At 53.2% G+C, this 18,791-nt stretch carries 16 protein-coding genes; 9 read left to right on the plus strand and 7 right to left on the minus strand.

Annotated features, from left to right (window positions below):
• Positions 1–78 precede the first annotated feature (78 nt).
• Complete coding sequence (locus KNP71_RS08315) at positions 79–1,344, minus strand: extracellular solute-binding protein (RefSeq protein WP_021066669.1); 1,266 nt, start codon at positions 1,342–1,344, stop codon at positions 79–81.
• Positions 1,345–1,715: 371 nt separating this feature from the next.
• On the opposite strand from KNP71_RS08315, the gene KNP71_RS08320 reads away from it, so the two are divergent.
• Together KNP71_RS08320 and KNP71_RS08325 are read left to right on the plus strand one after the other, a co-directional pair.
• Complete coding sequence (locus tag KNP71_RS08320; protein ID WP_029595949.1) at positions 1,716–3,500, plus strand: glycoside hydrolase family 13 protein; 1,785 nt, start codon at positions 1,716–1,718, stop codon at positions 3,498–3,500.
• 157 nt (positions 3,501–3,657) lie between these two features.
• Positions 3,658–5,016, plus strand: a complete 1,359-nt coding sequence (locus KNP71_RS08325) for an MATE family efflux transporter (protein ID WP_021066671.1) — start codon at positions 3,658–3,660, stop codon at positions 5,014–5,016.
• A gap of 45 nt (positions 5,017–5,061) precedes the next feature.
• Here KNP71_RS08325 and KNP71_RS08330 read toward each other — a convergent pair whose 3' ends face one another.
• Entirely contained in the window at positions 5,062–5,796 is a 735-nt protein-coding gene (locus KNP71_RS08330; protein WP_021066672.1) for an enoyl-CoA hydratase/isomerase family protein, read from the minus strand.
• Between the two features lie 155 nt (positions 5,797–5,951).
• Here KNP71_RS08330 and ybaK point away from each other — a divergent pair, with 155 nt between their 5' ends.
• From ybaK to KNP71_RS08360, 6 genes are all read left to right on the plus strand, one after another.
• Entirely contained in the window at positions 5,952–6,416 is a 465-nt protein-coding gene (ybaK, locus tag KNP71_RS08335) for a Cys-tRNA(Pro) deacylase (RefSeq protein WP_214830446.1), read from the plus strand.
• 20 nt (positions 6,417–6,436) lie between these two features.
• Positions 6,437–7,135, plus strand: a complete 699-nt coding sequence (gene pssA, locus KNP71_RS08340) for a CDP-diacylglycerol--serine O-phosphatidyltransferase (RefSeq protein WP_021066674.1) — start codon at positions 6,437–6,439, stop codon at positions 7,133–7,135.
• Positions 7,136–7,222: 87 nt separating this feature from the next.
• Positions 7,223–7,975, plus strand: coding sequence for a carotenoid biosynthesis protein (locus tag KNP71_RS08345; RefSeq protein WP_214830447.1), 753 nt, complete (start codon positions 7,223–7,225; stop codon positions 7,973–7,975).
• Entirely contained in the window at positions 7,941–8,639 is a 699-nt protein-coding gene (locus KNP71_RS08350; protein WP_214830449.1) for a lysophospholipid acyltransferase family protein, read from the plus strand. Before KNP71_RS08345 ends, KNP71_RS08350 begins: the two co-directional genes overlap by 35 nt.
• Entirely contained in the window at positions 8,636–9,703 is a 1,068-nt protein-coding gene (locus KNP71_RS08355) for a glycosyltransferase family 2 protein (RefSeq protein WP_214830451.1), read from the plus strand. The genes KNP71_RS08350 and KNP71_RS08355 overlap by 4 nt, the downstream gene beginning before the upstream one ends.
• Before the next feature lie 14 nt (positions 9,704–9,717).
• A complete protein-coding gene (locus tag KNP71_RS08360; RefSeq protein WP_214830454.1) occupies positions 9,718–11,184 on the plus strand; it encodes a phytoene desaturase family protein in 1,467 nt (488 codons plus the stop codon).
• Between the two features lie 430 nt (positions 11,185–11,614).
• Here KNP71_RS08360 and KNP71_RS08365 read toward each other — a convergent pair whose 3' ends face one another.
• The 5 genes from KNP71_RS08365 to KNP71_RS08385 all read right to left on the minus strand — a co-directional run bounded on the left by KNP71_RS08365 (position 11,615) and on the right by KNP71_RS08385 (position 16,982).
• A complete protein-coding gene (locus KNP71_RS08365) occupies positions 11,615–12,454 on the minus strand; it encodes a phytoene/squalene synthase family protein (protein ID WP_214830456.1) in 840 nt (279 codons plus the stop codon).
• Positions 12,423–13,901, minus strand: coding sequence for a phytoene desaturase family protein (locus KNP71_RS08370; RefSeq protein WP_021066681.1), 1,479 nt, complete (start codon positions 13,899–13,901; stop codon positions 12,423–12,425). The genes KNP71_RS08365 and KNP71_RS08370 overlap by 32 nt, the downstream gene beginning before the upstream one ends.
• Positions 13,898–15,424, minus strand: coding sequence for a phytoene desaturase family protein (locus KNP71_RS08375; protein ID WP_214830481.1), 1,527 nt, complete (start codon positions 15,422–15,424; stop codon positions 13,898–13,900). The genes KNP71_RS08370 and KNP71_RS08375 overlap by 4 nt, the downstream gene beginning before the upstream one ends.
• 73 nt (positions 15,425–15,497) lie before the next feature.
• Positions 15,498–16,499: a class I SAM-dependent methyltransferase gene (locus tag KNP71_RS08380; RefSeq protein WP_214830458.1), complete on the minus strand. Its 1,002-nt coding sequence runs from the start codon at positions 16,497–16,499 to the stop codon at positions 15,498–15,500.
• Between the two features lie 102 nt (positions 16,500–16,601).
• Positions 16,602–16,982, minus strand: coding sequence for a YisL family protein (locus KNP71_RS08385; RefSeq protein ID WP_029595956.1), 381 nt, complete (start codon positions 16,980–16,982; stop codon positions 16,602–16,604).
• A 183-nt stretch (positions 16,983–17,165) separates the two neighbouring features.
• On the opposite strand from KNP71_RS08385, the gene KNP71_RS08390 reads away from it, so the two are divergent.
• A protein-coding gene (locus tag KNP71_RS08390; protein WP_125317986.1) for an IS3 family transposase occupies positions 17,166–18,736 on the plus strand; the annotation gives its coding sequence in 2 pieces (ribosomal slippage) (positions 17,166–17,805 and positions 17,805–18,736; 1,572 coding nt in all).
• The last annotated feature ends 55 nt before the right edge of the window (positions 18,737–18,791 follow it).

Genomic DNA, 18,791 nt, shown 5'->3' on the forward strand with positions numbered 1-18,791 from the left:
AATCAATCGAGCAAGCGTTTGCTCAATTCTAGAAAATGAGGGGGAACGCCAGTCGGCGTACCCCATCATCTCTTGTCCTTATTGGTTGTTCGCTTGGATTTGTTGCTCGATGACTTTAACAGCATCGTCAGCTGATTTTTGTGCATCTTGCTTGCCAGTTGCTACGAGCTGAAGTGCTTGTGCCATTGGCTCCCAAACTTGTCCCATTTCAGGAATGTTAGGCATTGGGATTGCGTTCGTCGCTTGATCGAATACCGCTTTCGCAACTTCGTTCGACGTGATTGTTTCGTTCGACTCGAGTGCTGCTACTGGTGGGATCTCGTTGTACGCTTCGAACATTTTCAATGCGTTCTCTTCGTTCGTGAGTTCTGCGAGGAACATTTCAGCCCACTCTTGGTTTTCTGTGTAAGCAGAAAGTGCGTATGTCTTCACGCCCATGAACGTCTTGATTGGCTCACCGTTTGGAAGTGTCGGCAATGCAGACGCTCCAAGGTTGACGCCAGCATCTTGGTAACCAGCTACGGCCCATGGTCCGTTCATGACTGTGTGTGCTTTCTTCTCAGTGAAGAGTTGGTCCATCGCTTGGCCACCAGACTCGCCGATCAACCCTTTAGGGAAGAGGCCTTCTTGGTACCATTTGCCGATGTAGTCGAAGCCTTCAACTGCGCCTTCGTTGTTCAAACCGATGTCGGTTGGGTCGAGCGCGCCGCCGTCTTCTTTGAAGACGTAACCGCCGAAGCCAGCCACTACACCGTGAGCGAAGTAGAAGTTATCCCAAAGACCGAGGAAGCCGTACTCACCTTTGTCTTTAAGATCTGTAGACAACTTGTACAAGTCGTCCATTGAAGTAGGAGCTTCTGATACCAAATCCTTGTTGTACATGAGGACTGGTGTTTCAACTGATTTCGGATAGCCGTAAGCTTGTCCGTCGAACATGACAGCCGATTTCGAAGCGTCTGTGAACGCTTCAAGTGCGCCTTCATCCGTAAGTGGAGCCAAGTGACCTTGGTCAGCGATCGTACCGATTTGGTCGTGTGGTACGAGAACGATATCAGGACCTTTACCAGCTGGGCCATCAAGCGCCAACTTGTCTTTTTGATCCGTCATTTGGACTTCAACGACTTCAACTGCGACGCCGTGTTCTTCTTCAAACGCCTTCGCAACTTCTTTCGTCGTTTCCGACTTTTCAATATCTTCCCAAATTACGATTTTTTCTGGCTTGTTCTCGCTAGAAGAACCGCCTTCGTTAGTAGAACCGTTGTCCGTACCGCCACCACATGCAGCAAGTGCACCGAAAGCGAATACTGCCGTTGAAAGTCCTGCTACCATTTTTTTCATCTTCATGATGAAAAACCTCCCCAAGGAATAGTATGGTCAGATTTGCGCAATCGCACTGGCCTACTGATTTTAAACAACTCCGCTACAGAATCAGTAGGTTAGTGAAAACGTTTGCATCCTCACCTCAATTTTTATTATACAGTTGTGTAAGCGTTTTACAAGACTTTTTTTTAGGAATTTTTCCTGCTGTTGTCCCATTTATCTCTTTTTGAACTTTTTGTAGGTGTTTTTCTTATGAAACAAGGAATCGAACGATTGACAAAATGTAAACGCTTTATTAACCTTTGCTTGAGCAAACGTTTTCACAACTGATGTTTCTTTTCTGAACAGACAGTGTAAAATGGTAACAACCCTAAGAGAGAAAGGAACGATTTCATTTGATTAAAGAAGCTATCTATCATCGCGCCATGTCCCCTTTCGTGTACAAGTACGACCGAGAAACGATACATATTCGATTCCATACGAAAAGAAATGATATCCAATCTGTTGACTTAATTTGGAATGACCCATATGACTGGCATTCGGAAGACCCGGCCATGTGGAACTTCGATCCGGACAAGCCGAGCTTCTGGCGCACGTTCGAGACACCGATGGAAAAGATCGGACACGACGACCAATACGACTATTGGTTCATCGCCATCAAGCCGCCATTCCGCCGGCTCCGTTACGGCTTCCGTCTCCATGACGGCAATGAGACGGCCGTCTATACGGAAAAAGGTTGGTTCGAAGATAAGCCGCTCGATGACACGGGCTACTATTTCTGCGTCCCATTCATCAACCCGGTCGACATCTTCCATGCCCCGTCGTGGGTGAAAGATACGGTCTGGTATCAAATCTTCCCGGACCGGTTCGCGAACGGTGACTCGTCACTCGACCCGGAAGGCACGCTCCCGTGGAACAGCACCGAGCCGACAATCACGAACTTCTTCGGCGGCGACTTCCAAGGGATCATCGATCATATCGACCACATCGTCGACCTCGGCATTACCGGCATCTACTTCTGCCCGATCTTCAAGGCGACGACGAACCATAAATACGATACGCTCGATTATATGGAAATCGATCCTCAGTTCGGAACGAAGGAACAGTTCAAACAACTCGTCGACCTTCTGCACGAGAACGGGATTAAAGTCATGCTCGACGCGGTCTTCAACCACGTCGGGTACAATCACCCGTGGTTCCTCGACGTCGTCGAGAACGGACCGCAGTCGGAGTACCGGGACTGGTTCTACCTTCGTGACTTCCCGATCGAGACGACACCGAAGCCGAACTACGATACGTTCGCGTTCGAGAAGAACATGCCGAAAATCAATACGGAGCACCCGGCGCTAAAAGCTTATCTATTAGAAGTCGCGCGCTATTGGGTCGAGGAGTTCGGCATCGACGGCTGGCGTTTGGACGTCGCCAACGAAGTCGATCATGCGTTCTGGCGCGACTTCCGGAAAGCCGTGAAACAAGCGAACCCAGAAGCGTACATCCTCGGTGAGATTTGGCATGACGCGCAGCCGTGGCTTCAAGGCGATCAGTTCGATGCGGTTATGAACTACCCGTTCACGAACGCGAGCCTCAACTATTTCGCGCTCGACCGTACGTCCGCTTCCGAGTTCCGGGATGAATTGACGCGCGTCGAGATGATGAACACGACGAACGTGAACGAAGTGACGTTCAACTTGATCGATTCGCACGACACGCCGCGTGCCCTTACACGAGCGAAAGGACATAAAGGAAAGTTCAAGTTGCTCATGACGTCGATGCTCACGTACACGGGCAGCCCATGTATCTATTACGGGGATGAAATCGGTCTCGAGGGTGAACAAGACCCGGGCTGCCGTCGTTGCATGCCGTGGGATGAGACGCAGGAAGACCGGGAGCTGTTCCGCTATATCCAAAAATTGATTCGACTTCGCAAAGAGCACCCGGTGCTTGCTAACGCCGGGTCGTATCGCTTCAACCTCGTCGATAACGAGTCGAACGCACTCATCATTGAGCGTTGCACGAAAGACGAGACATATTTGATATACTTCAATAACTCAGAGACGGTATCGAAGCTGAACCCACTCTGGCATACGGGAAGCGCTTACGATTTGCTTCACGACCGCGATGTAGACTCACTTGAAGTCGAACTCGCACCGTTCAGCGCCACGATTTTGAAAATGAAATAAATTCGTTTTTGCACCCGTTTCAGCGGGTGTTTTTTTTTGTTGAAAATAATTTGCTAAATCCCTTTCTTTTTCATATCAAAAGGAGTAACATGACCCTTGTGATTTTGACAACGTAAATATTTCATAGAGAGAATTGTAGAAACAAGGGAGAATACACATGCCGAACAAAAACACCGAACAGCTCAGTTTATTTAAAATATCGTGGCCGATCTTCATCGAGCTCGCGCTCCATATGGGGACCGGGATTATCGCCACGCTCATGTTGGCCCATTACTCCGATGCCGCCGCTTCTGCCGTCGGTGTCGCCAACCAAATTTTGAACGTCTTCTTAATCGTCTTCAGCGTGACGTCGGTCGGCGCGACCATCTTGATCGGTCAAGCCATCGGCGCCAATCGGATGAAGAAGAGCCGCGACTTCGCCCGTTCTGCCGTCAGCTTGAACATGTGGCTCGGCGTGATCATGGTCGCCGTCGTGTTCTTGTTCGGTGAGACGTTCCTCCGCCTGTTCGGTCTATCGGATGAGCTGTTCGACCACGGTCTCTTGTTTTTACAAATCGTCGGGTTGTCGCTCTTCACCGAGGCGCTCATCATGGCGCTCAGTTCCGTCCTCCGGAGTCACGGGATGACGAAACATGCGATGCTCGCGACGCTTCTCATCGATATCATCACGGCCATCGGAGCCATGATTGCCGTCATGGGTTGGTTCGGCCTCCCGGTGACAGGTGTCGCCGGTGTCGCCTGGGCCATCGTCATCGCCCGTTTCTCGGCGATGGTACTCTTGTTCTGGATCGTCAAGAAGCGACTCATGCTCCGCTTCCCGCTCAAAGAATTGATTAAGCCGCAACGCGATGATATCCGTGCCTTGCTCCAAATCGGGGTACCATCGGCCGGAGAGAACTTGTCGTATCAGTTCTCGCAAATCATCATCACCGGTTTCATCGCCACGATGGGTGAGGCGTCCCTCGCCGCCCGCGTCTACGTCATGAACCTGTCGATGCTCGCCTTCTTGTTCACGGTCGCCGTCGCGCAAGGGACGCAGCTGTTGATTGCCCGTGACATCGGCGGGAAACGGTTTAAAGAGGCGTATACCCGCGCCGTCAAGACGTTGAAGCTCGCCATGTTCGCATCACTCGTGGCCTCACTCGGACTCGCCGTCTTCGGTAAGTCGTTGCTCGGCCTGTTCACGTCGAACCCGGACATCATCGCCGTCGGCGTACCGATTTTATGGGCGACGCTCATCCTTGAGCCAGGTCGTGCCATGAACATCGTCTTGATGGGCTCGCTCAAGTCGGTCGGCGACGTTCGCTTCCCGGTCATGATTGGAATCGCCTCGATGTGGGGCGTCGCCGTCGTCTTCAGTTATTTGTTCGGTCTCCAGATGGGGCTCGGCGTCCTCGGGATTTGGCTCGCCTTCTCACTCGACGAGTGGTTCCGCGGTTTCTTCGCCTTCCGGCGCTGGAAATACGGGACGTGGCAACAAAAAGGCTTCCAGTTCGAACCGAAGCCAACTTCATAACCAATCAAAAAGAAGCGGTCGCTGTGACCGCTTCTTTTTTTTCGATTATCGATTTAAGAACGCCTGCATCGCCTGGCGATGAACGTCCGTCTGCCCACATTTCCGTTGCCAGATAATCTCTTGCTCGAGCCCGTCCTCGAACGAATCGGCTCGGAACAACGCCTTCATGCCTTGCACCGCCGTCGGTGACTTGGCTGCGAGCGTCTCGGCGTATGTCGTCAACCGTTCCAAGTACGCCTCATCCTCGACGAGCTCCGTAACGAGACCGAACGTCTCGGCCTGTTTGGCGTCAATCGTGCTGCCGCTCCACATCCAAGCGAGCGCGAGATCTGGCCGCATCAAGCGTCGCAAATGGTACGGTCCCCCCGCGTCGGCGACGAGACCGATTTTGATGAACGCCGAACTGAACTTCGTCGACCTTGCGACGAGCCGGACGTCCGCGGCGAGCGCCAGACTGAGACCCGCCCCCGCGACGACCCCATGAATGCCGGCAATGATTGGTTTCGGACAGTCGGCAAGCGCCCGCACGAGCGGATGATACACCTCTTCTAAATACACTCCATAGTCGGCGTCACTCTCAATCGTCAAGTCCTGTCCCGATGAGAAGGCACGCCCTTGCCCGACGAGCACGATGACGTGGACGGCCTCATCCGCCACGAGCTGCTCCATCGCTTCCCTCGCCTCACGAAGCAACGTTTCATTTAATGCGTTCAATTTTTCCGGCCGGTCCCATTTCAGCCAGCCGACCCCGTTCCGCTGTTCCAGTTGAATCGTTTCCATCCTGATTTCCCCCTTCATGATAAAATGAATCACTATTCATTTCTCTATCATGGATTCTGTTTCCTTCTTGTCATGAAAACTTTCCGAGTTCGATTGCCCGACGCTACCACTATTTGCTATTCTTAAAAGAGTCGTTCAACGAAAGGGTGGGACTGATGCAACTGACAAACGCCGCAAGACAACTGAAACAACGGAACGTCCCGTTCACGTATCACACATATGAAGTGGACGAGTCCGACGTCTCGGCCAAGCATGTCGCCGCATCACTCGGTAAACCGCTCGACCAACTGTATAAAACGATTTGTCTCGAGAACGAGCAACGCCGATTCGCCTTCTTTTTGATTTCAGGAGAGCTCGATATCGACTTAAAAGCGGCCGCAAAAGCCTGGGGTGCCAAAAAGGCTTCGCCCGTACCGGTGAAGGAACTCGAGGCACTGACCGGGTACATCCGGGGCGGGGTCTCGCCGATCGGTGCGAAGAAACGATTCCCTGTGTTTCTTCACGACAGCGCCAAACGAAAAGACACGATTATCATCTCGGCCGGAAAACGCGGCTATCAACTCGAACTCGCTCCGGCTGACTTGCTCGGATTCACAGACGGTCGCTGGTTCACTCAATAACAAAGATGGAGGCAATACCTATGTGGAAAGAACGAATCCGCTCGTGGATTCCTAACTCATTTACGTTCGGCAACTTGTTCTGTGGCGTCTTGGCCATCGTCTATGCGGCGCGCGGCGACTTTTCGAACGCGACGTTACTGATTATCATCGCCATGATGCTCGATAGTCTCGACGGACGGCTGGCCCGTATGCTCGGAGTGGCCGGTGACTTCGGGAAAGAACTCGACTCGCTCGCCGATGTCGTCACGTTCGGGGTCGCCCCGGCGTTACTCGCCTACTATACGTTTTTTATCGACTACGGCAATTACGGCCTCTTCTTCGCCGCCCTATTCCCGTTGTTCGGCGCCTACCGCTTGGCCCGCTTCAACTTATCGGCGACGAACGTCACGGCCAGTTACTTCTCAGGCGTCCCGATCACCGCGGCCGGCGGACTACTCGCCGTCGTGACGACGTTCGGGGACCAGATTAATGAACTGCTCACCCCAATCTTTTTCACAGGTCTCGCCCTGCTCATGGTCAGCCGCGTGCGTATCCCGAGTTTCAAAGATGTGCCGCTCCCGCGCCATTCGTTCATCATCACAGTCAGTCTCATCTACTTGACGTACATGATTTTCGCCCGGTGGAAAGAATGGCCGTCGTTCTGGTTCATCGCCGTCACATTCTACGTCTTATTCATCGCCTTCTCGTTCGTCAAGAAACGAAAACGGATGGCGAATTGATGGGTCCCTCTCGAGGGGCTCTTTTTTTGCATGCATTTATTAGACGGATGTCACAAACCTCTCTAGAATGGTAATAGAGGTGATGAAATGAAAGTGTATCCATGGATTTGGAAATGGTTTTTAGTTTGGTATGTCATCGGGGTCGTCCTCGTTGGTTTTGATTTGTTGCCGAGTTGGCTCGAATGGGCAAACCCGGTATTCTTATGGCTCGCTGGGGCCATCGGCGGTTGGGTGATTGCGGACGGCGTCCGCCACGCCCGCTGGATTGTCCCGTTCATCTTCTTCGGCTCGATCGCTGTCGAGACGCTCGGTGTCAAAACCGGGTTCCCGTTCAGCGAGTATATCTATGCCGAGGCGTTCGGTCCGACCGTGTTCGGTGTACCGGTCACAATCGGTGCGGCCTGGCTCGCCGTCATCGGCTCGAGTTTTGCCGTCGCCCGCTTGTTCTCGTTCAAGAATCGCACGCTCTGGCTCGTCCCATTCCTCGCTGTTTGGCTCGACATGGCGATCGATCCGGTCGCCGCGAACGTGAAAGGCTATTGGGAATGGGCAAATGACGGTTTGTATTATGACATCCCGACGCAAAACTTCGTCGGCTGGTTCGGACTGTCGCTCATTTTCTCTTGGTTACTCGACCGGTTTGAAGTCGAGGCGGCACCGATGTTGCTTGGGCACGGCCGTTATTTGTTCGTCATGCTTCACGCCTTGTTCGGAGTCACGGCCGTCAACGCCGGTCTCTACGGGATCGGTGTCCTCAGCCTCGTGACCGCCGCAGGTCTCATCTTGATAGAACGGAGGAGCCGTCATGATCGAAGCGAGCAAAAAGAAATGGTTCAATAACCTGTTCTCGACGTTCATCAAAGAGCGTCAAATCCGTCCGTTTTTCCATACGATTCACGTCCGGGCCGATGACGTGCCAACACCTGGATTGTTTTTGAGCACACACAGCTCGTGGTGGGACGGGATGATTCTGCTCATGTTGAACGAATATTATTTGCGTCACGACGTCCACGCCTTGATGGATGAGGATGGACTGCGCCGCTTCCCATTCTTCCGCCACTTAGGTGCGTTCTCCATCAAAAAAGGCAAACTGTCGGACGTGCGCGCCTCGCTCGACTATGCTAATCGGCTGTTACTCGCTGGCAAGTCCGTCTGGGTGTTCCCGCAAGGACGTGAGTATCCACAGGAGCATCGCCCGCTCGAGATCGGTTCCGGTGCAACGATGCTGATTCACAATCCAGAAGTCCGGTTGTGCGCCATCTATTATACGTTCGCGTCCCACGCCGCCCCGCTCGTCTATGTGCGGTTCCGCAACCATACGGTCGTCTCTAAGACGCGACGTGACCAAAAACAAGAGCTCGCCAAAGCACTTGAGCGACTATATGACGATACGCGCGACGACGTGATCGCACAATCCGACCGCTATATCGAGCTGTTCCCTCCGAAGCGCAGCTTGGCGGATTGGACAGAGCACGTGCTCCAACTCGGAAGAGGTCGCTCATGATTCTGTTCGTCATCACGTCCCTGATGCTCGTCTTCACGTTGGTGAACTTGCTATTCCTCCGGCCGCTCACCGCTCCGGTCCCTGTCCCTTCGACCGCAATTTGCATCCCGCTTCGGAACGAGGAGCGGAACGTGCCGAAGCTCGTCACAAGTTTGAAGGCCGCCTTGACGGATGAATGTCACGTTTATTTGTATGAGGACCGGTCCGAGGACGGTACATATGAGGTGCTCGTTCAAGCGATTGCGGGCGATTCCCGCTTCACCATCTTCCGTGGGGTGCCGCTCCCGGAAGGCTGGGCCGGTAAAGTCCATGCATGCCATCAGTTGGCGACCAGGACGACCGAGCCGTATGTATTGTTCCTCGATGCCGACGTGACGATCGACCCGACGTTCATCGGTCGACTTCACGGCACACTCGCCCGCGAAGGAGCGGTCTTCTTGTCCGGCTTCCCCCGTTTCCCGACACCGACTTGGCTCGGGAAACTGTTGATTCCGATGCAGCACGTCTTAATCGCCCAGCATTTGCCCCTGTTTTGGCGAAAAGTCCGTCATCCTGCCTTCGCCGCGGCCAACGGGATGAACGTCCTCGTCGAGCGGGCGAGCTACGAGGATGTCGGAGGGCACGCCTCGATTCATGATTCATTGATTGACGACATCGATCTCTGCCGCGAGTTCAAACGTCGGAAAAAGATCACGTCGCTCGTCAACGTCTCGCCGTATATCACGTGTGACATGTATGCGACGAATGAAGAAGTCTGGAATGGGTTTTCAAAGAACGTATTCAAGGGAATGAATGAAGCAGTGGGCATCGCCCTTTATTTCTTTCTCTACTACGGCATCCAGCTGTCTGCTTTCATCGCCTTTCTCGTCCGCATGGACTGGATTTCATTCTTGGCATGCGCGTTCGTTTTGCTCGCGCGCCTCGCCATCGATGTCAAATCGGGTGGCCGCCAATTTTGGCTCCACCCGTTCAGTCTCATCGCCTACTTGCTCCTCTTGTCGAGCGCGGTCGTGCGCAAATGGCGACGGAAGCCGATTTCATGGAAAGGCCGGACGTATCAATAATTAGGAGGCATACTATGAAACATATCGCCATTATCGGGGCCGGTCTCGGCGGCTTGAGTGCCGCCGTCACCTTGGCCGCCCGCGGTTACGACGTGACCGTCATTGAAAAGAATGAGCATGTCGGTGGGAAGCTCATGCCGATTATCACCGATGGACACCGCTTCGACTTCGGACCGAATACGATTACGATGCCGGACGTGTTCCGCTCCGTCATCCGCAACAGCGGCGCCAACCCGGATGACTATTTTGAGCTCGTCAAACTCGAGTCGCACACGGTCAACCACTTCTCCGACGGTTCGACGTTCACATTCGATTCGGACCGCGAAAAAATGGAAGCTGAGGTGCGCCGACTGACCGGCGATAAAGCCGATAAAAATCAATTGGCCGCTTACTTAGACGAGGCGGAAAAACTGTTCGAGATTGCCAATCACCGCTTCTTCACGCGGATGGACTCGAAAATCGATACCGGTCTTTGGGCCGACATGATGAAAGTGCATCCGCTCAAGAGCCTGCATGCGCTCCATAAAAAGTACTTCAAGGACCCGCGCATCATCCAAGCGCTCGACCGGTATGCGACGTATATCGGCAGCAGCCCCTACGTCACACCGGGCACGTTCGCGCTCATCTCGCATCTCGAGCTGAATGACGGCGTCTATTTCGCCAAAGGCGGGAACTGGACGATCGCGAAAGGCTTCGCGAAACGGGCGAGCGAGCTCGGCGTCGAGTTCCGACTCGGCCATGAGGTGACGAAAATCGAAGTGACGAACGGGAAGGCCCATGCGGTCGTCATCGACCACGAAGAGGTCATGTCTTGCGATGCCGTCCTTCTGAACGGGGAACTGCTCACGCAATATCCGCGTCTCGTCGACGCCATGGACCGTCCCTCGTTCCCGGTACCGACACGCGACACGATCGAGCCATCGGTGTCCGCTTTCGTCATCATGGTCGGCTTGAACAAACGATTGAACCTCGCCCACCACAACGTCTATTTCTCAAACGACTACGAGGCCGAGTTCCGGGCCTTGTTTGAAGAGGAACGCTATGCCGATGAGCCGACGATCTATATCTCGAACTCGGCCCATACCGACCCGTCAATGGGAGAAGCAGGCGATAACTTGTTCATCCTCGTCAATGCGCCGGCCCATATGACTGATATCGATGCCGAGACGTATGAGCATTTGATTCGTCGACGGCTCCGCACGTTCGGTGTCGATTGGGAAGACAGCGATGTCTTGTTCCATCGCCGCGTCACTCCACTCGATTTGACCCGTGATTTTTACGCATATTACGGAGCGTTGTACGGGACGTCGGCCAACTCGAAAAAAGGAGCGTTCTTCCGTCCGTCGGCCCGCTCCGAAGACGTCTCAAACATCTGGTTTGCGGGCGGTTCGACCCACCCTGGTGGCGGTAGCCCGATGGTGACGCTTTCAGGACAATTCGCGGCCCGATCGATGTTAGAGGACATACCTCTGACAATTTGAACATTTTGTGAACAGAGGATTCGACACTTGTCGACACGGGACAGACGTGATAATATCATATTCGAGTTCAAGCAGTTTTGTAACGTTAGTTACACCTGTAGCGATCGAATGGCTTCCCCGAGCCTATCGCGTTTTGAACTTGTCACACCCGAGAAAAAAGTGATGAGCGAGTTTCCCCACTCGTATCCCGCAGCTGGAACAGCATGCATCTGATGTTCCCCCTTAGTCCATCAAGCATCCTGCTTCAGCGAAGATGCCCCATTGTCTCATTCCCCATGAGACGAGGCACATCTTTAAGGTTCATCACGTCCGATTCGTTCGTTTCCCCGATGAACGAATCACATAACGCTTACACCACTTTTGGTCCCCCGCCAAAAGTGGTTTTTTTTGTGCGCAAAAAAGGCAGCCGTCTCAAGACGACCGCCCTTGCTTATAATCTGGCCAACAGTTTGCCTTTTTGAATCGTCGAGACATACGCCCGCTTCGTGAAGACGTCATGCCCGTTCTGCCGGGCCGCATCTAAAATTCCTTCATAGAGGAGCGCTGCCGCCGCGACAGGCTTCCGGCTCGTCACAGGATACAAGTGATGCGTCTCCCGGGCGCTGCTGTATAACGCTTCCGCGCGACGGGCCACTGTCTCCCAGACGTCGATGAACGCCGGAGTCACTTGCCGCGCAAACAAATCGGCTTCCGCGACACCGAACTCGGCGAGCAACGATTGGGGCACATAAATCCGGTCCCGATCGAGGTCTTCCCCGACGTCGCGCAAGATGTTCGTCAACTGCATGGCAATCCCTAAATCGATGGCGCCTTGCTTCAATTGCTGGCGTCCAGCCGCATCGGCGTCCGGCGCGAGAATCGGTAACAGCATCAAGCCGACGGTGCTGGCCGCGTAATAGCCATACTGCTCCGTCTCCTCGAGCGTCGCATAACGCGTCTTATGTAAGTCCCATTTCATGCCTTCGGCCAACTCGAAGAACGGTTCGACGTCCATGTCGTATCGCTTCCAGACATCCTCGAGCGCCACCCAGAGCGCATCCGGCAATGGTTCGCCTGCCAAGAAACGATCGAACTCGGCCAAAAAATGCGTCAAACTTTCCTCAGGGCTGTCAGATTCGTCGACCGCGTCATCGAGTGTCCGACAAAACGTATAGACCGCAGCCACGGCTTGGCGGTCAGGTTTAGAGAGCAGGGAAAAGGCCCGATAGAACGTGAGCGAGCCTTTTTTCATTACGTCTTCACATTGACGATACGCTTCTTGTGTCGTCATGGTACAATGCCCCCATTTCTTCTTCCATTCTTTTCACTAACAGTTGCGAGCCGATCATGACGATTGGAACGCCTCCGCACGGATGGACCGATGCCCCGACCGCATAGAGACGGTCGATCTGAGCATACGGACGGGCCTGGGGTTTGAACGCAGCCGATTGGGCCAATTTCGGGGCGATGCCGAAGCTTCCGCCCTCGAACAAGCCGAATCGTTCCGCGTCCATCGGCGTCCGGACTTTCATTTCCAAGACACGGTCTCTGAAATCGGGCACCATCCGTTCGATGCGGCCGATCAAATGCTCGATTGCACCGCTCGTTTCAAAGTCTTTCCGTTCCAATTTACGCGGCACCGGTACGAGTACGTACAGCACACTCGTGCCCGTCGGTGCGAGCGAGTCATCGATGAGGGACGGATTGAACGTATACATCGCTGGATACTTGCTCAGTTTACCATCTTCGAAGATGGTCCGCATCGACCCGGCGAAATCAGTCGGCAAATCGAATTGGTGGACCGGCAAGTCGATGTCCCCGTTCACGGTAAAATACAACAAGAGCGTCCCACTCGACGGTTCATACGATTTTGGCTTGATGCCATCAATCAAGCGTTCCATGAGCGGGAAGTCGCCGTTGACGACGACCGCATCATACGGATGGACGACACCGTCGACAACGACCGCATCCGCCCGACCTTCGACGACGCGGACGCGTTCCACGTTCGCGTTCAGCTTGAACGTGACGCCCCGGCGCTTCAACTCTTGTTCTATTTTCGTCGCCAGCGAGAAATATCCTCCTTTGACGTACCAAATCCCCTCTTCTTGCTCTCGATACGGAATCAAGCCGTAGAGGGATGGCGTGTCATACGGGTTGCCGCCGATGTAGAGCGTTTGCAGACTATAGGCGACGCGAAGACGTTCGTCCTTAAAGAAGCGTTTCATGTTCTCATGGGCCGTCTCATACGCCTTTAAGCGCATGAGGAGCATCAATAACTTCGGCTCGAACAGATCCGTCTTGCTCTTATAGCCCCGGTCCAAGAACGCGTCGAAGCCGAGGCGATACTCTTCTCGTTTTTGGGCCATATATTTTTTGAATCCGGCACCCTCGTTGAAAAGACGGTCGATTTCGGCCGCCTGGCGCTCTATATCGCGATATTTATAGAACGTCGTCCCATCCTCATAACGGAGGCGATAGAGCGGGTCGACTTCAAGCAGTTCGAGCTCACGTTCCGGGAACCCGGCTTCTTGAAGCTGACTTTTCAGTTTCCCGGGTAACAGGACGATGGTCGGCCCCTCATCGACGCGGGCGCCGTTCTCGAATTCGACATAATTGAGTCGACCCCCGACGCGGGATTCTTTCTCATAGATGGTCACGTGTAGCGACGGATATTTATGGGTCAGGAGCAAGGCCGCGTAAAGCGACCCGATTCCGGCACCGACGAAGCTGATGTTCATTGGCCGACACCTGCCCGGTCACGCAATAGGTTCGCCGTGATCCGCGCCGACTCAAAAATCGTCGGCAGTCCGCTGCCTGGATGAGTGCCCCCTCCGACGAGCCAGACGTGATCGAGTTCCTCGAACTGATTGTGCGGACGGAAATACATCATCTGCGATAAGTTGTGTCCGAGATTGAACGTGGCTCCTTCATATACACCGAACGCTTCCCAGTCGTTCGGCGTGAGCGGCTGCATGACCTCGATATGGTTACGAATGTCGCGATACGGTGAACGCGTCTCAAGCGCATCGAGGACACGTTCCGTCATCGTCGCCTCGAGCTTCTGCCAAGGCAAATTCGACAGATTATTCGGGACAGGCACGAGGACGTAGAGTGACGATTTACCGGCTGGCGCCAGCGTCGGATCAATGTTTGACGCGTTCTGCACGTAGAAGGAGAAGTCTTCACTCAGCTTCAAGTCTTGCGTCATCTCTTTCACGTTACGCTCGTAGTCGTCTGCGAAATGAATTGAGTGATGGGCGACGTCGTCATAGACGCGATCGAGCCCGAGATAGAGCATGAACGTCGAACACGAGTAGCGCTTCTTCTTCAGTTGTTTCGGACTCCAACGCGTGAGCGCATCACTCGGGACGAGCGTCGTCATCGCATGGGCGAAATCGGCCCCGACAATCACTTCATCGAACGCGTAATGCACGTTGTTCGCCACGAGACCGTTAACACGTTTCCCATCGAGCAAGAGACGGTCAACGCCTTCTCCGAGACGAATCTCGCCGCCCTCTTCTTCGATGACGCGCGCCATCGCTGTACATAGTTGGTTCACGCCGCCAATCGGATGATGGACGCCGTAGGCATGCTCCATATACGACAAAATCGAGAAGCCGCCTGGACAATCCCAAGCCGACATCCCTAAATATTTGGCTTGGAACGTGAAGGCGTACTTCAGCTCCTCGCTCGTGAAGTATTCCGATAACACGTCATATAACGATTTACCAATCGACAAGAACGGCAACGCCTTCAAAACACGTGTGGCCACGTAATCCGTCAGCTTGTCATGCGCCGTCTGCAGGACCGGCATCAACTTCGACAGCTTGATGGCTTGTTCGGCCATGAAGCGCTCATAGCCTTCCCCGTTCCCAGGGAACTGCTCTTCAATCGCCTGATGCATTTGATCGCGGTCGGTCGTCATCGACAGTACCCGGTTCCCTCGATCGAAATAAAGGTCGTACATCGGTTCAAGGCGTTTCATCTCGACGTAGTCATGTAAATCGCGACCCGTCTCTTCGAAAATCTCTTCTAAAATATACGGCATATTTAAAAAAGTCGGGCCACGATCGAACGCGAATTCTCCGACTTGAAGACGAGACGTTCGTCCACCGACGAACGCCTGCTTCTCAAATACTGTTACCTTCACACCACGGCTTGCGAGCAGCATCGCAGCCGCAAGTCCTCCTGGTCCGGCACCGATCACGGCGACTCTTTTTTCCGACACGTTGAACAACTCCCTATGTGAATAGTCTCTTATGCTTCTATCTCATTATAGAAATGACTGGAGACAAGTTCAAATTTGAATCGGCTCGTCGTGTGTCCGCCATGTGTCAATTGCCGCGCTCGGCAATGACGATATACCATGATCCTTCCGGGATGAATGGGATAAAGCGAATATTTTCAAAGCCGACTTGCTGCATTTGACGGCGCAACTCTCGAATTGTCGGTAACGGATGCAAGTTGTCGTGGAGGGTCATGAACGCATTGAACGCCGAGGCAAACCGAGAGCCGAGCGGCGTCTCTGCGAGCGGAGTGACGAGGACGGCGACACCGGACGCCTCGAGGTTCTCGAGCATCCGTTCGAGCAATTCGATTCGTTTTTCTGGCGAGAAGTAATAGAGCATGTTGTTCATCATGACGGCATCAAACCGGTCATCATGATCCCATTCCATGAAATCGGCCACTTCGTAACGAATGTCACCCGACTCGTCCTGCTCACGGGCTTCAGCGATGACGTCCTCTTCTAGGTCGATCCCGGTCAACTTCCATCCCGGTTCGAGGCCATGCAGTTTTCGTAAGTACCCGCCGTGTCCGCATCCGATATCGAGCATCGTCTTGACGTCGGCTTGACGCAACAACTGTTGGACGACCGGGAACGCGACCGTCTCGACGAGCGTCGACGTCTGGGCGACGACTTGTCCATGGGTCGCCCCATCGAACGTCTTCTGCTTGCCCGACTCTAAAAAGTCAGGGTACGCGATGAGCGCCGGGATATGCAGCTCCATCATCTCTTGCAACATGAAACCGATACTGCGCTCATCCTCATGCGACAATTGATATTTCAAACTGCGTGTCGGGAAGTAGCGCCACCCTTTCTTCTTCAAATGACGAACGGCGACCCCTACGTCGAGCCAACGCTCGAGCGCGAGCTTCGTCAACGGTTGCTTCAAGCGAAGCGTCATCTCCGCAAAGCTGGCCCCGCCTTGAAGCGCATCGAACAATCCATATTTATAGCCGATATACCCGTGCCAAAGTGGCAGGAATGATTCCGTTTGTTTCATCCATCTTCGCGCGTGCAAGACGCGTGACCATTCATTCATTTGTTGTTCCATCATTTCACCTCATCGTCGTTATCACTGATTTTTTTATTTTCCCCTAATAATTTACGGACAAACAAAAAAATCCCACTCCGATGTGCGGAATGGGAATCAACCTTAAATAAAGTTGCTGAAGAACGACTGTCCGTATGGCAACGCATAGCCGATGAAAATCGTCACGAGTGCAAGAACGACGAAACCGCCGAACATCGCGTTCGCTGGTTTTTTCTTCTTCACACGAATGAGCGTCATCTCACCGAAGATGAGCGTGAGCAGTCCGACCGTGATTTTCACGTGGTAGAACATGCCGCCACCGTTCAATTGTAAATACAAATAAAGTCCTGTGCCGAACGCGACGAGCAACATGAGTCGAAACACCATGTGGGCAATCTTCCCGCTCTTGTTCGCGTTCTTGTAGCCGACGTAGGCGACAGCGAACAAGACGAGTAGTAAAATCCAGCTCGTGACGTGCGTGTGTAGGAATGCAGTCAATGGCATTCAAAGTCCCCCTTTCCATTATGTACAATCTCTATTGTACACGAGTCGCTCGCTTTACGGTCAAGCGGGTGATTGAAAAATCTTCGCTTCCACCAAAAAGGCGCCCCATCGATGTGATATGCTCCCCAATAAGTAGACAGATGAAATAACAAATCTGTTTATCTGATTGGGGAGTGTTTTTTTATGACGAGAAGTCGACATACGATCGAACAAAAACTGAGCGCGCTGCGCATGATGGATCAAGGCACATATACCTGGAAGGAAATCAGGGAGGCACATGACGTCTCTATGGACACCCTTCAGTTATGGAAAGTAAAATTCGATACCGGCGGTATTGACGCGTTGAAGCAATCGAGGACATGGAAGCCCTACACCAAGGAACAGAAGATTGCGGCGGTCCGTGACTATCTCGGTGGTCTCACTAAACTAGAGACACTCTCCAAACATCAAATCAGTCACTGGTCTGTTCTTCACAGATGGATTAGGAAGTATACTAGTCATAGCGAGTTAACAGATTCGAGAAAAGGGATGGGTCTAGCTATGACAAAAGGAAGAAAAACTACATTTGAAGAGCGCTTTGAGATCGTGAAATACTGTTTGGAGAATGGTCGCAACTACCAGCAGACCGCGGAACAATATCAGGTATCCTATGCCCAGGTCTATGGCTGGGTCAAGAAGTATGACACGACCGGGGCAGAAGCGCTCCTAGACCGCCGTGGGCGTACGAAACCAGAGGATGAACTAAGTGAAGAAGAGAAGCTGAAACGTCGTATCCAGCAAATGGAGCTTGAGAACGAACTTCTTCGTGCGGACAACCTGTTCCTAAAAAAGTTAGAGGAGATCGAGAGGAGGTCGTGATCAGCCAGGTACGGCTACAGCAAAGATATATCGCCATCAAAGAATTGAACGAAGAGGAAGCCCTCTCGATTGTGCTCCTCTGCCGGGTCGCCGGCATCTCACGGGCGGCCTATTACAAATGGTTGAATCGCACCATATCGGTGCGTCAAGAAGAGAACGAGAAGCTCCTGGAGGACATCCGTCTACTCTATGATCAGGCGAACGGGACATACGGGTACCGTCGGATCACGATGACCATCAATCGGCTGCGCCGGCAACAAAGCTTGTCCCCGTTCAATGAAAAGCGAATCTATCGTTTGATGCATAGCCATGGGATTCAATCGATCATCCGCCGGAAGCGGAGGAAACATAAGAAGTCAACGCCACAGCATGTGGCCGAGAACTTGATGAACCGAGAGTTCAGCGCGGCCCGGCCGGACGAGAAATGGTGCACCGACGTCACCGAGTTCAAATACGGTGCCGGGAAGAAGGCGTACCTTAGCGCGATTATCGACCTGTACGACGGCTCGATCGTCGCCTATCGTGTCGGGAAGTCCAACAACAACGGGCTCGTCTTTAAAACGATGATGCCAGCCATCGCGGGTCTACGTACAGGAGCGAGTCTGATGATCCATAGCGACCGAGGGTGCCAATACACCTCGAGAGGGTTCAAACGCATGGTAGAGGACGCGGGACTGACCCACAGCATGTCCCGCGTGGGACGCTGTATCGACAACGCCCCAATCGAGAGTTTCTGGGGCACCCTGAAAGTGGAGATGTACTATTTGCGTGAGTTCCAGGCCTATAGCGAACTGACGAAGGCAATCGAGAACTACATAGCGTTCTACAACCACGACCGTTTCCAGAAACGACTAAACGGCCTGAGCCCTGTCGAATACAGGTCTCAAGCCGCCTAGGTTGGTTTTCATTATTTACACTGTCTACTTGACGGGGAGCAGTTCAATGATCGAT

The sequence above is a fragment of the Exiguobacterium sp. s56 genome, from assembly GCF_018618255.1.
Classification (GTDB): domain Bacteria; phylum Bacillota; class Bacilli; order Exiguobacteriales; family Exiguobacteriaceae; genus Exiguobacterium; species Exiguobacterium chiriqhucha.

Excerpts from the sequence above, each read along its gene's own strand:
- KNP71_RS08380 (WP_214830458.1), bottom strand. The coding sequence starts at position 16,499 with ATGGAACAACAAATGAATGAATGGTCACGCGTCTTGCACGCGCGAAGA.
- KNP71_RS08330 (WP_021066672.1), bottom strand. The coding sequence starts at position 5,796 with ATGGAAACGATTCAACTGGAACAGCGGAACGGGGTCGGCTGGCTGAAA.
- KNP71_RS08350 (WP_214830449.1), top strand. The coding sequence starts at position 7,941 with ATGATCGAAGCGAGCAAAAAGAAATGGTTCAATAACCTGTTCTCGACG.
- KNP71_RS08385 (WP_029595956.1), bottom strand. The coding sequence starts at position 16,982 with ATGCCATTGACTGCATTCCTACACACGCACGTCACGAGCTGGATTTTA.
- KNP71_RS08355 (WP_214830451.1), top strand. The coding sequence starts at position 8,636 with ATGATTCTGTTCGTCATCACGTCCCTGATGCTCGTCTTCACGTTGGTG.
- KNP71_RS08315 (WP_021066669.1), bottom strand. The coding sequence starts at position 1,344 with ATGAAGATGAAAAAAATGGTAGCAGGACTTTCAACGGCAGTATTCGCT.
- KNP71_RS08345 (WP_214830447.1), top strand. The coding sequence starts at position 7,223 with ATGAAAGTGTATCCATGGATTTGGAAATGGTTTTTAGTTTGGTATGTC.
- KNP71_RS08370 (WP_021066681.1), bottom strand. The coding sequence starts at position 13,901 with ATGAACATCAGCTTCGTCGGTGCCGGAATCGGGTCGCTTTACGCGGCC.
- ybaK (WP_214830446.1), top strand. The coding sequence starts at position 5,952 with ATGCAACTGACAAACGCCGCAAGACAACTGAAACAACGGAACGTCCCG.
- KNP71_RS08325 (WP_021066671.1), top strand. The coding sequence starts at position 3,658 with ATGCCGAACAAAAACACCGAACAGCTCAGTTTATTTAAAATATCGTGG.
- KNP71_RS08360 (WP_214830454.1), top strand. The coding sequence starts at position 9,718 with ATGAAACATATCGCCATTATCGGGGCCGGTCTCGGCGGCTTGAGTGCC.
- KNP71_RS08365 (WP_214830456.1), bottom strand. The coding sequence starts at position 12,454 with ATGACGACACAAGAAGCGTATCGTCAATGTGAAGACGTAATGAAAAAA.
- pssA (WP_021066674.1), top strand. The coding sequence starts at position 6,437 with ATGTGGAAAGAACGAATCCGCTCGTGGATTCCTAACTCATTTACGTTC.